This window comes from Kitasatospora sp. NPDC056138 (assembly GCF_042264695.1).
Classification (GTDB): domain Bacteria; phylum Actinomycetota; class Actinomycetes; order Streptomycetales; family Streptomycetaceae; genus Kitasatospora.
In genome coordinates this window covers 20,485-33,845 of record NZ_JBHJVK010000084.1, presented here as the reverse complement: position 1 = coordinate 33,845, position 13,361 = coordinate 20,485, and the positions used below count along the sequence as shown (strand labels likewise).

Genomic DNA, 13,361 nt, shown 5'->3' with positions numbered 1-13,361 from the left:
GACATCGCCGAAGGCCGCGAGGTCGGCGACACCACCACCCTCGCCGACTCCTCCGTCATGAACCTGATCCAGTCCCAACTCCCCTCCGGCAACGCGGGCAGCGAGAGCTGATCGCCCGGCTGGTGGGGGCGTCGGCGAAGCGCCCCCACCGGCCCCGGCCGCTCCCGGCCCCAGCAGCTCCCGGCCCCTCGGTCGGCGGCGGTCTCGTCCGCCGGTCGGTCAGCGAGGTGCCGGAGCACGCCGTACGCGCTCCCGCCGTCTGCGGCCCGGCGGGACGCCGGCCCTGGCGACCGTTCCCGCCCGCGCCGTCGGGTCGAACCCGGCGAAGCGGGAGAACCCTCGGGTCGATCCCGAGCGGAGGGTCAGTGCGCCCTCCGCACGCGCGCTGATCCCGGATCAGGCAGAGTCTTGCGCCCGTCCCCGGAGTCGGCCCCGGGCCGGCCCCGGGGTTCGCCGCCCTTGCCGCGGCCACACCGGTCGGCCGGTGGGACAGCCTGGACGCGGCCACCCGCGCGCAGTTCGCGGTCCGTCCGCCCGGGGTGCTGCCGATGGCGTGCGAGCACTCGTTCGAGAAGCGGGACGCGTGACGTCATCATGGGCACGGTGGAAGAGAAGAAGCGCACGCCCCGGCTCGGACGCCCGGTCCGCCGGATCCTGCGGGAGCCGTTCACGGCGCGGGCCCGGCGCGGGGTGCTGTACTCGCTGCTGAGTCTGCCGCTGTCGCTGCTCGGCCTGGCCGCGGTGGTACTGACCGTCCTGTTCGGCATCCTCTCGGCCGGGCTGCTGGTCGCGCCGCTGCTGGCGCTCCTGCTCAACCTGGACCGCCACTTCGGCGGTCTGCACCGTCGACTGGCCCGGCGGCTGCTGCAGTTGGAGATCGCGACCCCGCCGCGGGCACCGCGTTCACCCGGCTTCTCCGGGTTCCTCGGCCACCATCTCGGGGACCCGGTCTCCTGGCGGTCGGTGGCGTACCTGGCGCTGCGGGTGCCGCTCGGACCGGTGCAGTTCGCACTCGGTTTCCTCTGGTGGGCGTACGGCGTGCTGTTCCTCTGCTACCCGGTGCTGTGGCAGCTGGAGCCGATCCACGAAACGGACTCGCACGGGGTCGCCCACAGCTTCGGTTTCGAACTGAACGGCTTCTACTTCGACACCTGGCCGCGGGCCCTGCTGGTCAGCGCGGTCGGGGTCCTGGTCCTGCTGATCGCGCCGTGGCTGGCCCGAGGGCCGCTCGCGCTGGACCGGGTACTGCTCCCCCGGCTGCTCGGGCCGTCGCGGACCTCGCTCCGGCTGGCCCAGCTGGTCGAGACCCGTGAGCACGCCATCAACGAGGCCGCCGCCGCGCTGCGCCGGATCGAGCGCGATCTGCACGACGGTGCACAGGCCCGGCTGGTCGCGCTCGGAATGCGGCTCGGGCGGGCGGAGAGCCGGCTCGCCAGGGGGGACGCCGCCAAGGCGCAGGAACTGCTCAAGGAGTCCCGGCAGGAGACCAAGGAGATCATCCGGGAGCTGCGCGAGCTGGTCCACGGCATCCACCCGCCCGCGCTCGACTCCGGGCTGGGGCCCGCGCTCGGCACCCTGGCTGCCAGGTCGGCGATCCCGGCCACGGTGCGGGTCGAGACGTCCGAGCGTCCGCCGGCCCCGGTGGAGACGATGCTGTACTTCGCCGCCGCCGAGTTGCTGGCCAACGCGGGCAAGTACAGCGGCGCCGAGCGGATCACGGTCTCGGTGCTCGGCCACGGGGACGGCCTGCGGCTGCTGGTCGCGGACGACGGCCGGGGCGGTGCCCGGCTGGACGGTGCGGGGAGCGGGCTGCGCGGGCTGGCCGAACGGGTCCGCACGGCGGACGGCGTCCTGACGGTGGACAGCCCATCCGGTGGGCCGACCACGGTCACGATCGACCTTCCCGGCAGACTGTGACGGCGCCGGTGCACCGGTGCGCACCGGTTTCGCGGTGATCTGATGAACCGACAGGGGGGAGGGCTCCGTGCGAGTAGTGGTGGCCGAGGACACGGCGATCCTGCGGGTCGGCCTGGTACAGCTGCTGGAGGACGAGGGCCACGAGGTGGTGGCCGCCGTCGCCGACGCCGAGCAGCTGAAGGCGGCGGTGGCCGGGCACCGGCCCGACGTCGTGGTCTCCGACATCCGGATGCCGCCCACCCACACCGACGAGGGCCTGCGCGCGGCGATCGAGCTGCGCGCGGCCCAGCCGGGCCTGGCGGTGCTGATCTTCTCCCAGTACGTGGAGACGGAATACGCGGCCAGGTTGCTGGCCGGCGGTTCGGCCGGGGTCGGCTACCTGCTCAAGGAGCGCGTCCTGGACACCCGGGACTTCGTGGACGCGCTGGAGCGGGTGTCCGGCGGCGGCACGGCACTCGACCCCGAGGTGGTGACCCAGCTGCTCGGCGCGAGCCCGAGCCGCCGGACGGTGGACAGGCTCAGCCCGCGCGAGCGGGAGGTGCTCGGGCTGATGGCGGAGGGACGGTCCAACGGGGCCATCGCCGCCCAGCTGGTGGTGACCGAGCGGGCGGTCGAGAAGCACGTGGCGAACATCTTCCTGAAGCTGGACCTGCCGGTCTCCGCCGCAGACCATCGCCGGGTGCTGGCCGTGCTGCGCTACCTCGGCGCCTGAGAGCGACGGTCCGCGGCCGGGCGCCCCAGGGCGGGCAGCGCCGCCGGGACGCCCGGCCGCTCCTCTTTTCCGCTGCCTCCTCCTTGCACTGCCGACGGCTTCACGCGCCGACAGAAGCGGACATAAGTCTCAAAATGCGACAAGCTGGATATCGCGCCGAGGTTCCCCGTAGACTGTCAAAAACGCAACAAGGTTTCTGAGGCGCGCCGGGAAGTCTGGTCGGCACTGCACCACCCGTGCATCCACCTGCCGTCCCCGCCCTGGAGGTCCCGTCGTGGCCACGCCGCCGTCAACCGATCGCCGCCAGTTCCTCGGCCGGCTCTCGCTCCCCGAGCGCAGATACATCACCGATGCACTGCGCACCGAGACCGTGGGTGGCATCCTGCTGCTGGCCGCAGCCGTCGTCGCACTCATATGGGCCAACGCCTGGCCGCACGCCTACGAGACGGTCTCGAACTGGACCATCGGCCCCTCCACCCCGCTCCACCTCGACCTGAGCCTGGAGAACTGGGCCAAGGACGGCCTGCTGACCATCTTCTTCTTCGTCGCCGGGATCGAGCTCAAACGCGAGTTCGTGGCCGGTGAGCTGCGCAGCCCCAGCGCCGCGGCGCTACCGGTGGTCGCCGCGGTCTGCGGAGTGGCGCTGCCGGCGATCGTGTTCACCGTCGCCAACAGCGGCTCGGGCGGCCACCCTGCGGGCTGGGCCATCCCGACCGCCACCGACATCGCCTTCGCCCTCGGCGTACTCGCCGTGGTGGGCAGTCACCTGCCCTCCGCCCTAAGGGCGTTCCTGCTCACCCTCGCGGTCGTGGACGACCTGATCGCCATCCTGATCATCGCGGTCTTCTACAGCTCCGGCATCAAGTTCTGGGCCCTCGGGCTCTCCTTCGCCGGCCTGGTGCTCTTCTGGTTCCTGCACCGGCGCGGGGTGCACGGCTGGTACCTGTACGTGCCGCTGGGCCTGGTGATCTGGTCACTGATGCACGAGAGCGGGATCCACGCCACGGTGGCCGGCGTCGCCATGGGCCTGATCCTGCGCTGCCACACCGAGGGCGACGAGAAGCACTCCCCCGGCGAGCACATCGAGCACCTGGTGCGCCCGCTCTCGGCCGGGTTCGCGGTGCCGGTCTTCGCCCTGCTGGCGGCCGGGGTGACCCTCTCGGGTCCCGCGCTCATGCAGGTCTTCACCCAGGCGACACCGCTCGGCATCATCCTCGGCCTGCTGGTCGGCAAGACCGTCGGCATCTTCGGTGGCACCTGGCTGGCCGCCAGGTTCACCCGGGCCGAACTCAACCCTCAGCTCACCTGGGCCGACCTGTTCGCAGTGTCCACCCTGGCGGGCATCGGCTTCACCGTCTCGCTGCTGATCAGCGAGCTGGCCTTTCCCGGGGACCCGGCGCTCGCCGACCGGGCCAAGGCCGCCGTCCTGGTCGGCTCGGTGCTCTGCGCGCTGGTCGCCACCGTGCTGCTGAAGCTGCGCAACCGGTACTACCGGCAGCTGTGCGACGAGGAGGACCTCGACCCGGACGGGGACGGCGTCCCCGACGTGCACCGGCAGCAGGCGGGGTGACCGATCCGGCCGCGGAGCCCCCGAACGGCGGCGGCCCCGGCGGTGACACGTCGACCGGGAGAGCCCCCGGAGTGGTGCCTGACTGGCCGGTAGGGGCATGATTCTGAGCTGTCGAGCAGACGGAAGCCGTGTTGACCGTGTTGAAGGAGAACCGCTGATGCCCTCAGGAACCGCAGACCCGTCCAGCAACGGCCGGGTGCCCTACGAGGGCGAGCGTTCGGTGGGCCAGCTCTTCGCCGCGGCCACCGCCGACCTGTCCGCCCTGGTGCACGACGAGATCGCGCTCGCCAAGGCGGAGCTCCGACAGGACGTCAAGCGCGGCGTCTCCGGCGGCGTCTCACTGGTCGTCGCGGGCATCGTGGCCCTGGCCGCCGTCCCGATGCTGAGCTTCGCCGCCGCATACGGCCTGCAGGCCCTGGGGCTGACGCTGGGCTGGTCGTTCCTGATCGTGGCCGGGGCCTACCTGGCACTGGCCGCGCTGCTCGGACTGCTCGCGCTGCGCTCGTTCAAGAAGATCGAGAAGCCGCACCGCACCATCGAGGGTGCCCAGGCGACGGCGGACGTGCTGAAGAACGCCCGCCCGCGCCCGGCCACCAAGGAGGAGATCGACCGCGCGCTGGGCCGCATCCCGCAGTAGCGGCGGGACTCGCACCGCGACCGGTCGGACCGGGGCGCGGCGGGCGTTCGACGGCCGGGCAGCTGCCGGACGAGTGCCGGGCGAGTGCCGGGGACGTGTTCTCCCCCAAGGTGTGACAGGCTCTCGGTATGCCGTTGGACCAGAAGCCCGTGCCCGCCCCGGCCTCCGACCCCGGGCCAGCCGATACCGCCTGGACCGTCCGCTCGGACGGGCCGTGGACGCATCGCGACCTGGCGGCCAACGGGGCCCGCTTCCACATCGCGGAGGCGGGCGAGGGCCCGCTGGTCCTGCTGGTGCACGGCTGGCCCGAGTACTGGTGGGCCTGGCGGCACCAGCTCACCGCGCTCGCCGAGGCCGGCTTCCGGGCCGTCGCCCTCGACCTGCGCGGCTTGGGCGGCAGCGACCGCACCCCGCGCGGATACGACCCCGGGAACCTGGCCCTCGACATCACCGGCGTGATCCGTTCGCTCGGCGAGCGCCGGGCCCACCTGGTCGGCCACGGCAGCGGCGGCTCACTGGCCTGGGTGGCGGCCGTGATGCGCCCCTCGGTGATCCAGAGCCTGACCGTGGTCTCCGCGGCGCACCCGCGCCAGCTGCGCCGGTCCCTGCTGACCGACCGTCGGCAGATCGCCGCCTTCGACCACGTCCTGGGCTTCCAGCGGCCGTGGATACCGGAACGCCGCCTGGTCGCGGACGACGGTGCGCTGGTCGCCGAGTACCTGAACGCCTGGACCGGACCGAACCGGCTGCCGCCCGAGGCCCTCAGGGCCTACCGGCAGGCGATCCAGATCCCCAGTACCGCGCACTGCTCGATCGAGCCCTACCGCTGGCTGCTGCGTTCGATGGCCCGGCCCGACGGGATCCAGTTCGCCCGGCGGATGAAGAAGCCGATCGCCGCGCCCACCCTGCACGTCCAGGGCGCCGCCGACCCGGTGGTGCTCTCGCACACGGCGCTCGGCGCGGGCGAGTACGTGTCGGCGCCGTACCGGTGGCGACTGCTGCCCGAGGTCGGGCACTTCCCGCACGAGGAGGTTCCGGAGCAGTTCTCGGCCGAGTTGATCAGCTGGGTGCGGGAGCACAAGGGGTAGCCCACGGGTCCCCGGCCGCTCGGCCGGGGCCCGGGCGGCCGCGTGGCCGCGTGGCCGCTGGGCCGGGGGCCGATGGGCCGAGTGCGGGTACGTGACCATCCGCCGGATGTGATGGCGGATCATATGACAATTGCATAGGACAAATGGACCGCCCGTGTGCGGTTACCCCCCTCCGCACACGGGCATCCATCCGGTATGACCTGGATGCCCGATCGCGATGCTGCCGCGCGCCGTAACCGCAGCAGCTCGCAGCACCTCGTTCAGCAGCCCGACTGGCCCTACGACGGCGCCGGGCGTCCTCGCCGACCAGGGGCGCACCAGCTGGGGATCCCGCGCATCCTGGGGCGGCGCGCCCGCTGGGTGAGCGCGCGCCTCCGGCGCGAAGGCTGAAGCGCGCGCCCCTGCTGGCGCCCGTGCTCCGTCAGTTGATGACGGTGGGGCCCAGGAAGGCGAACCCCAGCATCACAAAGGTCACCGCGCTCATGATCGGGACCAGGATGTTGGTCTCCATCTTGTTGCCCGTGCGCTTGATCAGGACGATCTCGTAGCGCTCCTTGTGCGGCCAGAGCAGCGGCGCACCCATCTTGGTGAGGCAGTCGCCCAGCAGGTGCGCCAGCGTGCCCAGCGCCACCGAGTACGGCAGCCAGCCGGGCGCGTCCGGCAGGAAGCGGTCGAGGGCCACCGTGCCCAGTGCGGCGAGCCCGACCACGGTCAGCCAGGTGTGGTGGCCGTGGCCCGGCACGTGGGCGTTGAGCGCCTTCAGGGCCATGGCCAGCAGGAAGAACGTCATGCCGATGGTGAACCAGCGCCCGCCGAAGGTCACCCCTGCCCAGGTGCCGCCGCCCATCAGGGCGACGAAGAGCAGCGAGTGGGTGGCGTGCCGGTGGCCGCCGGAGGCCCAGGCGACGAATCGGCAGAGCGTCTTGGAGACCGGGCCCAGGAAGTTGGCGATGGTGCCGTCGTGGTGGTCCAGGTCCGGCAGCAGTGCGGCGCCCGCGCAGAGCACCGTGCCCATCAGTATGTCCGCCGGCTTCAGGTGGGTGCCCAGCAGCAGCGGGGGCAGGAACGGCGCGGAGACCGCGTACAGCATTGCGCCGCTGACCGCGTGCGAGTGACCCATCATGACGTTCTCCGACCTCCCGTTGGCCCCGTTCCGATGCTGCTCGGTTGAGCCGAACGGGTGAGCGCGGCAGACGCTACCAGGAGGAACTGACGCACCGCCGGATCTGTGGGTCGACGGTGCGTCAGCCTCCGCCTCGGGCGCAGTGGTCCGGTTCGGGCCCCGGCCCCGGTGGTCCGGTCCTGGTCCCGGGCGCGGTGGTCCGGCCCGCGCGGGGGCCGGTCAGAGTGCGCAGCCCTCGGTGTCCACCTGGGAGGTGGCGGTGCTGCCGAGCGCGGCGTCCTCGCGGACCTCGTCGGCGGTCAGCACGTACCCCGTGTCCGAGCTGTCCAGGGACTTCGCGAAGACCACTCCGTAGACCTGGCCGTCCGGGCTGAGCAGCGGGCCGCCGCTGTTGCCCTGGCGGACCAGGGAGCGGACCGAGTAGACGTCGCGGACCACCTGGCCCCGGTGGTAGATGTCCGGTCCGTTGGCCTGGATGCGGCCGCGGATCCGGGCGGGCTGGACGTTGAAGGCCCCGTTCTCCGGGAAGCCCGCCACGATGGCGCTGTCGTTGGTCCTGGCGTCACCGGCGAAGTTCAGCGAGGGCGCGTTCAGCCTGGGCACGTCCAGGATGGCGATGTCCCGCTGCCAGTCGTAGCGGACCACCGTGGCGTCGTAGAGCTGCCCCGTGCCGCCGATCTGCACGGTCGGCTCGTCGACACCGCCGACCACGTGGGCGTTGGTCATCACCCGGTGCGGTGCGAAGACGAAGCCGCTGCCCTCCAGGGTCTTGCCGCACGCGGTGGCGGTGCCGACCACCTTGACCAGGCTCTGCCGGGCCCTGGCCACCGCCGGACTGCCGGCCAGGGTCGGGTCCGGGGCCTCGACCTCGGTGATCGGCTCGTGCTCGAAGGGGTTGAAGACCTGTGGGAACCCGTTGCGGGCCAGCACCTTGGTGAAGTCGGAGAACCAGTTCGGCGCATCGGACGGCAGCGTGCTCTGCACCCCGCCGAGCACCCGGGAGGTGCGGACCTGCTTGGAGATGGTGGGCAGCGAGGTGCCGGCCAGCGCGGAACCGATCAGCCAGGCGACCAGCAGCATCGAGATCACGTTGACCACCGAGCCGCCGATCGCGTCGACCGTCATCGCCCGGCGGCGGCCGATGTGACCGCGCAGCTTCCAGCCGAAGTGCGTGGTCACGGCCTGGCCGACCGCCGCGAAGACGATCACCACGATCACCGCGACCACCGAGGCCGTGGTCCCCGGGCTGAGCTGGCGCAGCAGCAGGGGCAGCAGCTGGACCGCGATCAGCCCTCCGCCCAGGAACCCCAGGACGGACAGCACGCCCACCACGAAACCCTGCCGGTAGCCCGACACGGCGAAGCCGAGCGCGGCGGCGATCAGCAGTAGATCCAGGACATTCACCCCGATACCCTCCCACGTACACCCACCCGGAGGGCGGCGGCCCCGGTCGTCGGGGCCGTGCTGCCCGGCTCCGACCGGACGGCCGGACGGGCACTCATGGCCTGGCACGACCTTACGGCCGGACCGGGCCCCGTGGTGCGGCAGGAGCCCACGGCTGGTCCGGCGTCCGACATCACAGCAGGTCCGGGGACCGACGACACGGTTCGGCCGGTTGCGACGCCGGCCCGACTGCGCGGGCGGCCGGGCCGGCGGCCGTCAGCTGCGCGGGCCGGCGGCGCTGCGCGGGGCGAGGCCGGCGGCCTCGTCGGAGAGGGTGAGGGTACGGGTGGTGTCCCACGGGCGCTCCAGTCCGCTGTAGTGCAGTACGCGGTCGATCACGCCGGCCGTGAATCCCCAGACCAGCCGGCCCGCCACCTGGAAGGCCGGGCCGAGGTGGCCGGAGGGGTGCAGCAGGCGGACCCGGTTCGCCGGGTCGGTGAGCTCGTCGATCGGCACCCGGAACACCGCCCCCGTCTCCGCCGGGTCCACCGGCCCGACCGGCGTCTCCCGGTGCCACCAGCCGAGCACCGGAGTCACCACGAATCTGCTGACCGGGATGTAGAGCGCGGGCAGCGTCGCGAAGACCTGCACACCCGACGGGTCGAGGCCGGTCTCCTCCTCGGCCTCGCGCAGCGCCGCGGCCACCGGCCCGGCGCCGTCCGGATCGCCGTCCTCCGGGTCCAGCGCGCCGCCGGGGAAGGACGGCTGACCGGCGTGCGAGCGCAGCGAGCGGGCCCGCTCGATCAGCAGCAGGTCGGGCCCGGACGGGCCGGCGCCGAAGAGCATCAGGACCGCGGAGCGGCGACCGCCCTCGGCCGGCGGCAGGAACCTGCTCAGCTGCTCGGGCCGGACGGACTCGGCCGCCGCCCGCACAGGCTCCAGCCAGTCGGGCAGACCGTCCCGTCCCGCCTCTCCCGTCGCACCCGTCACGTCCGTCACGCGGCACCCTCCGTCGTCTCCGTGGCCTTCGTCTCCGTGCCCGTCGCGGCTTCGCCGTTCGCCGCCTCCGCTGCCCGGCCCGGGTAGTGGGCGGGCGGCCTGAGCCGCTGTCCGGGCTGTCCGCCCATCTCGTACTTCAGCAGCTTCTGCGCCTTCTCCGGGTCGGTCTCCCCCACCCCGTACGAGGGGCAGAGCGAGGCGATCGGGCAGGCGCCGCAGGCGGGTTTGCGGGAGTGGCAGATCCGGCGGCCGTGGAAGACCACCCGGTGCGAGAGCATCGTCCACTCGGACTTCGGGAAGATCTCGGCAACGGCCGCCTCGACCTTCTCCGGGTCCTCCTCGGCCGTCCAGCCGAACCGCCGGGCCAGCCGACCGAAGTGGGTGTCCACGGTGATCCCCGGCACGCCGAAGGCGTTGCCCAGGACGACGTTGGCGGTCTTGCGGCCGACGCCGGGGAGCGTGACCAAGTCCTCCAGACGGCCCGGGACCTCGCCGTCGAAGCGGTCGCGGACGGCGGCGGAGAGACCGAGCAGGGACCTGGCCTTCGCCCGGAAGAACCCGGTCGGCCGGATGATCTCCTCCAGCTCCTCCGGGACGGCCGCCGCCATGTCCTCCGGGGTGGGGTACTTCGCGAACAGCACCGGTGTCGTCTGGTTCACCCGCAGGTCGGTGGTCTGCGCCGACAGCACGGTGGCCACCAGCAGTTCGAAGGGCGAATCGAAGTCCAACTCGGGGTGCGCGTACGGATACAGCTCCGCCAACTCGCGGTTGATCTTCCGGGCCCGCCGCACCATCGCGAGGTGCGACTCCGGCTTCTTCGCCTTCGCCACCGCCTTCACCGCCGGGACAGCCGTCTTCCGGACCTTGCTCTCAGCCATGCACGAAGGCTACGCCGGGCGGCCGACCACGGGCAGGAGATCGCCCGATGCGCCGGACTTCCGCCACCGCGCCGGGGGTTCCGCCCGGAACTCCCGGGCGGAACAGCGAGCTGCCGTACCGCCGGAGGCACTCCCGGCGCGCCCGTTCAGCGACGGAACAGGCCGTCCAGCTCGCCGAAGCCGAGCGAGCCGTCCAGCGCCGTGTGGCGTCCCTGGCCGAGCAGTTCCACGGCGGCCCGGTGGGCCGCCGTGTAGGCGGACTGGGCCAGTGCCGTGCCCAGGCTGATCCGGCGCACCCCGGCCGCCGCGAGCTCGGCGACGCTCGGGCCGCCCGCAACGGCCATGGCGTTGACCGGCAGGGGCGAACGGGCGCACAGGGTGCGCAGGTCGTCGAGGTCCAGCAGGCCGGGGACGAAGATTCCGTCCGCCCCTGCCGCGGCGTACGACTCGGCGCGCGCCAGCACCTCGTCCAGCCGGCCACCGGCCGCACCGATGCCGAACAGGAAGACGTCGGTGCGCGCGTTGACGACGAGTTCCGGCAGGCCGGCCGCGGCTGCGGCCGCCCTGGCCGCGCGCAGCCTGGCGCTCTGCGCCGCGATGTCGAACAGCGGGCCGCCGACGGCCGCGGAGTCCTCCAGGTTGACGCCCACGGCACCGGCCGCGACCACCGCCCGGACGGTCGCGGCGACATCCGCCGGGGCCGGGCCGTAACCTCCCTCCACGTCGACCGTCACCGGTACCGCGACCGAGTCCACGACGCGCCGTACGGCGTCGGTCATCTCCTGCCGGGTCAGCTGCTGGCCGTCCCCGCGCCCCAGCGACCAGGAGACACCGCCGCTGGTGGTGGCGATCGCGGTGGCGCCGGCCGCGGCGATCACGACCGCGCTGCCGGCGTCCCAGGCGTTGGGCAGGACGAGGACGGATCCGGCACTCAGCCGGCGGAGGAGCCGGGCCTTCTCCGCGGTCGTGGCGTCGATCCGGGGACGGGCGTCAACAGGCATGTGGAGGACCGCTTTCGAGGTTCGTTCGGGTACACCGGCAGGGGAGCGCCCCCTGCTCCCGGAATGCTGCACGGCGGACGGCGGACCTTGAACTGATTAAGCTCCGACCGAATCCTGGAAGCCGGTGGAGGCGATGGTGAAGACGCGGCTGACGTTGACGGTGAACGATCTGGCGCACACCCGCTTCGCCGTCTCGCCCATGTGGGAGGTGGTCACCAGCTTCCGGGCGCTGGTCACCACGCCGGTTCCCGGGCTGCACCGCCGCTGGGCGGCCCAGGTACGCCCCCGGCTGGTGGCCGCGGGCCTGGACCGCGGCTGGCTGGCCGACATGATCCCGCCTGCGGGTCACCTGCCCGACTTCCTCAACCCGACCCCGGCGGCCCACTCCTGCGACCTCCACGACGAGTTGTCGGCCATCGAGTCCACCGCCCCCGGGCAGGTACGGCTCGACCTCGACCACCTGGCCGCGGAACGCGACGGCCGGCTGCCGCCCCGGCTGCGGAGCCTGCACCGGGCTCCGCAGGACCACCTGGCCCGGCTGACCGCGGAGATAGAGACCTACTGGCAGCTGGCCCTGGCGCCCTACTGGGCCAGGATCTGCACGGTGCTGGAGGCCGACGTCCTCCACCGGGCCCGGCAGGCGGCCGGGAACGGCACCGCGGACGTCCTCAACGACCTGCACACCACGGTGCGCTGGGACGACGGCACGCTCTTCCTGACGCAACGGCACTGTGCCATCACCAGGATCTCCACCGGAGCCGGGCTGCTCCTCGTGCCGTCCGCCTTCGCCTGGCCGCGCGTGCTGACCCGGTCCGTCGCGCCCGACCCGCCCCAACTGGCCTATCCGGCACGGGGAAGTGCCGCCCTGTGGGAGCGCCGGACCACTCCCCGTACGGACACCCTGGCCGCCGTGGTCGGCCGGTCCCGCGCCCTGATCCTGGCCGAACTGGACTCCCCCGCCTCGACCACCGCACTCGCCCGCCGGTCGGGCCTCTCGGCGGCGGGCGTCTCACAGCATCTGACCGCACTGCGCGCCGCCGGTCTGGTCAGCGCCCACCGGGCGGGCCGCTCGGTGCTCTACGCCCGTACCGCCCTCGCCGACTCGTTGCTCGACGCGCAGTCCTGACCGGCCTTCGGCCACGGCGCGGGCCGGTCACCGGGGTTCGGCCGACGACACCACGGGCAGGTCGGACGGCAGGCCCCACTCGCTCCAGGATCCGTCGTAGACGGCGAGGTCGCGGAATCCGGCCAGGTCGGCGGCCAGCGCGAGGACGCAGGCGGTGACCCCGGAGCCGCAGCTGAGGACCAGGCGTTCGCGCTGCCCGGCCACCTCGGTGAAGCGGGCCCGGAGTTCGTCGGCGGGGAGCATCCGGCCGTCCGTCTGGAGGTCGCCGAACGGGAGGTTCAGCGCACCGGGCATGTGGCCGCTCCGCAGCCCGGGCCGCGGCTCCTTCGCCTGCCCGGTGAAGCGCTCCCGGGTCCGGGCGTCGAGGACCGCCGTGGCGTCGTCCGACAGCGCCGCCCGCACCACCGCGCGGTCGACGACCAGGCCCTCGCGCGGCCTGGCCGTGAAGTCGCCGGGCACCGGTTCGGCCCGGACCGCGGGCTGCACGGGCAGGCCGGCGGCGGTCCAGGCCGGCAGGCCGCCGTCGAGGACGCCGGCCCGGTCGAAGCCCATCGCCCGCAGCATCCACCAGGCGCGGGCACTGGAGTAGACGCCCGCGCCGTCGTAGACCACGACGGTGCTCCCGTTGTTCACCCCGAGCGCGCGCAGCTGCTCGGTGAAGTGCTCCGCGCCCGGCATCGTGTGGGGCACGGGGCTCGTGTGGTCGGACAGCGCGCCGTCGATGTCGAACGGCCGCGCGCCCGGGATCCGCAGCTCCGCGTTGCGGTGGGCGCCCACACCGGCGTCGAGCACCACCAGGTCGGGGTGGTCCAGCCGCTCCGCGAGCCAGTCGACGGTGACCAGGGGGCCGGGGACGGGCAGCGGACTCATCGCGCACCTTCGTTCTTCGGCTCCGGCTTTGGCGACGTCCGGTCCGGATCCGGTCGC

12 protein-coding genes are annotated in these 13,361 nt (G+C 73.1%); 6 read left to right on the top strand and 6 right to left on the bottom strand.

Going from position 1 to position 13,361, the window contains the following annotated elements:
• Positions 1 to 603: 603 nt before the first annotated feature.
• From ACFC1R_RS33850 to ACFC1R_RS33830, 5 genes are all read left to right on the top strand, one after another.
• A complete protein-coding gene (locus ACFC1R_RS33850; protein WP_375945305.1) occupies positions 604 to 1,917 on the top strand; it encodes a sensor histidine kinase in 1,314 nt (437 codons plus the stop codon).
• Between the two features lie 67 nt (positions 1,918 to 1,984).
• A complete protein-coding gene (locus ACFC1R_RS33845; protein WP_375945303.1) occupies positions 1,985 to 2,629 on the top strand; it encodes a response regulator in 645 nt (214 codons plus the stop codon).
• 274 nt (positions 2,630 to 2,903) lie between these two features.
• Positions 2,904 to 4,199, top strand: a complete 1,296-nt coding sequence (gene nhaA, locus ACFC1R_RS33840) for a Na+/H+ antiporter NhaA (protein ID WP_375945301.1) — start codon at positions 2,904 to 2,906, stop codon at positions 4,197 to 4,199.
• Positions 4,200 to 4,356: 157 nt separating this feature from the next.
• A complete protein-coding gene (locus tag ACFC1R_RS33835) occupies positions 4,357 to 4,836 on the top strand; it encodes a phage holin family protein (protein WP_375945299.1) in 480 nt (159 codons plus the stop codon).
• A 128-nt stretch (positions 4,837 to 4,964) separates the two neighbouring features.
• The gene (locus ACFC1R_RS33830; protein WP_375945297.1) at positions 4,965 to 5,924 is read left to right on the top strand and encodes an alpha/beta fold hydrolase; all 960 of its coding nucleotides are present in this window, start codon (positions 4,965 to 4,967) and stop codon (positions 5,922 to 5,924) included.
• A gap of 421 nt (positions 5,925 to 6,345) precedes the next feature.
• On the opposite strand, the gene ACFC1R_RS33825 is transcribed toward ACFC1R_RS33830, so the two are convergent.
• The 5 genes from ACFC1R_RS33825 to ACFC1R_RS33805 form a co-directional block, all read right to left on the bottom strand.
• Positions 6,346 to 7,047 (bottom strand): metal-dependent hydrolase, encoded by a 702-nt coding sequence (locus ACFC1R_RS33825; RefSeq protein ID WP_375945295.1) that lies wholly within the window; start codon positions 7,045 to 7,047, stop codon positions 6,346 to 6,348.
• A 219-nt stretch (positions 7,048 to 7,266) separates the two neighbouring features.
• Positions 7,267 to 8,451 carry a MarP family serine protease gene (locus tag ACFC1R_RS33820; RefSeq protein WP_375945293.1) on the bottom strand — a complete coding sequence of 395 codons (1,185 nt, stop codon included), beginning with the start codon at positions 8,449 to 8,451 and terminating at the stop codon, positions 7,267 to 7,269.
• Between the two features lie 255 nt (positions 8,452 to 8,706).
• Entirely contained in the window at positions 8,707 to 9,429 is a 723-nt protein-coding gene (locus ACFC1R_RS33815) for an NUDIX hydrolase (RefSeq protein ID WP_375945291.1), read from the bottom strand.
• Positions 9,426 to 10,307, bottom strand: coding sequence for an endonuclease III (gene nth, locus ACFC1R_RS33810; RefSeq protein ID WP_375945289.1), 882 nt, complete (start codon positions 10,305 to 10,307; stop codon positions 9,426 to 9,428). Before nth ends, ACFC1R_RS33815 begins: the two co-directional genes overlap by 4 nt.
• Before the next feature lie 146 nt (positions 10,308 to 10,453).
• Positions 10,454 to 11,308 (bottom strand): isocitrate lyase/phosphoenolpyruvate mutase family protein, encoded by an 855-nt coding sequence (locus tag ACFC1R_RS33805; RefSeq protein WP_375945287.1) that lies wholly within the window; start codon positions 11,306 to 11,308, stop codon positions 10,454 to 10,456.
• Positions 11,309 to 11,441: 133 nt separating this feature from the next.
• Here ACFC1R_RS33805 and ACFC1R_RS33800 point away from each other — a divergent pair, with 133 nt between their 5' ends.
• Complete coding sequence (locus tag ACFC1R_RS33800; RefSeq protein ID WP_375945286.1) at positions 11,442 to 12,434, top strand: ArsR/SmtB family transcription factor; 993 nt, start codon at positions 11,442 to 11,444, stop codon at positions 12,432 to 12,434.
• 27 nt (positions 12,435 to 12,461) lie between these two features.
• On the opposite strand, the gene ACFC1R_RS33795 is transcribed toward ACFC1R_RS33800, so the two are convergent.
• A complete protein-coding gene (locus ACFC1R_RS33795) occupies positions 12,462 to 13,304 on the bottom strand; it encodes a sulfurtransferase (protein ID WP_375945284.1) in 843 nt (280 codons plus the stop codon).
• Positions 13,305 to 13,361: the final 57 nt, after the last annotated feature.

What these genes read in the sequence shown, in the direction of transcription:
- ACFC1R_RS33835 (WP_375945299.1), top strand. Translation starts at nt 4,357, where the DNA reads ATGCCCTCAGGAACCGCAGACCCGTCCAGCAACGGCCGGGTGCCCTAC.
- ACFC1R_RS33830 (WP_375945297.1), top strand. Translation starts at nt 4,965, where the DNA reads ATGCCGTTGGACCAGAAGCCCGTGCCCGCCCCGGCCTCCGACCCCGGG.
- ACFC1R_RS33825 (WP_375945295.1), bottom strand. Translation starts at nt 7,047, where the DNA reads ATGATGGGTCACTCGCACGCGGTCAGCGGCGCAATGCTGTACGCGGTC.
- nth (WP_375945289.1), bottom strand. Translation starts at nt 10,307, where the DNA reads ATGGCTGAGAGCAAGGTCCGGAAGACGGCTGTCCCGGCGGTGAAGGCG.
- ACFC1R_RS33805 (WP_375945287.1), bottom strand. Translation starts at nt 11,308, where the DNA reads ATGCCTGTTGACGCCCGTCCCCGGATCGACGCCACGACCGCGGAGAAG.
- ACFC1R_RS33800 (WP_375945286.1), top strand. Translation starts at nt 11,442, where the DNA reads ATGGTGAAGACGCGGCTGACGTTGACGGTGAACGATCTGGCGCACACC.
- ACFC1R_RS33795 (WP_375945284.1), bottom strand. Translation starts at nt 13,304, where the DNA reads ATGAGTCCGCTGCCCGTCCCCGGCCCCCTGGTCACCGTCGACTGGCTC.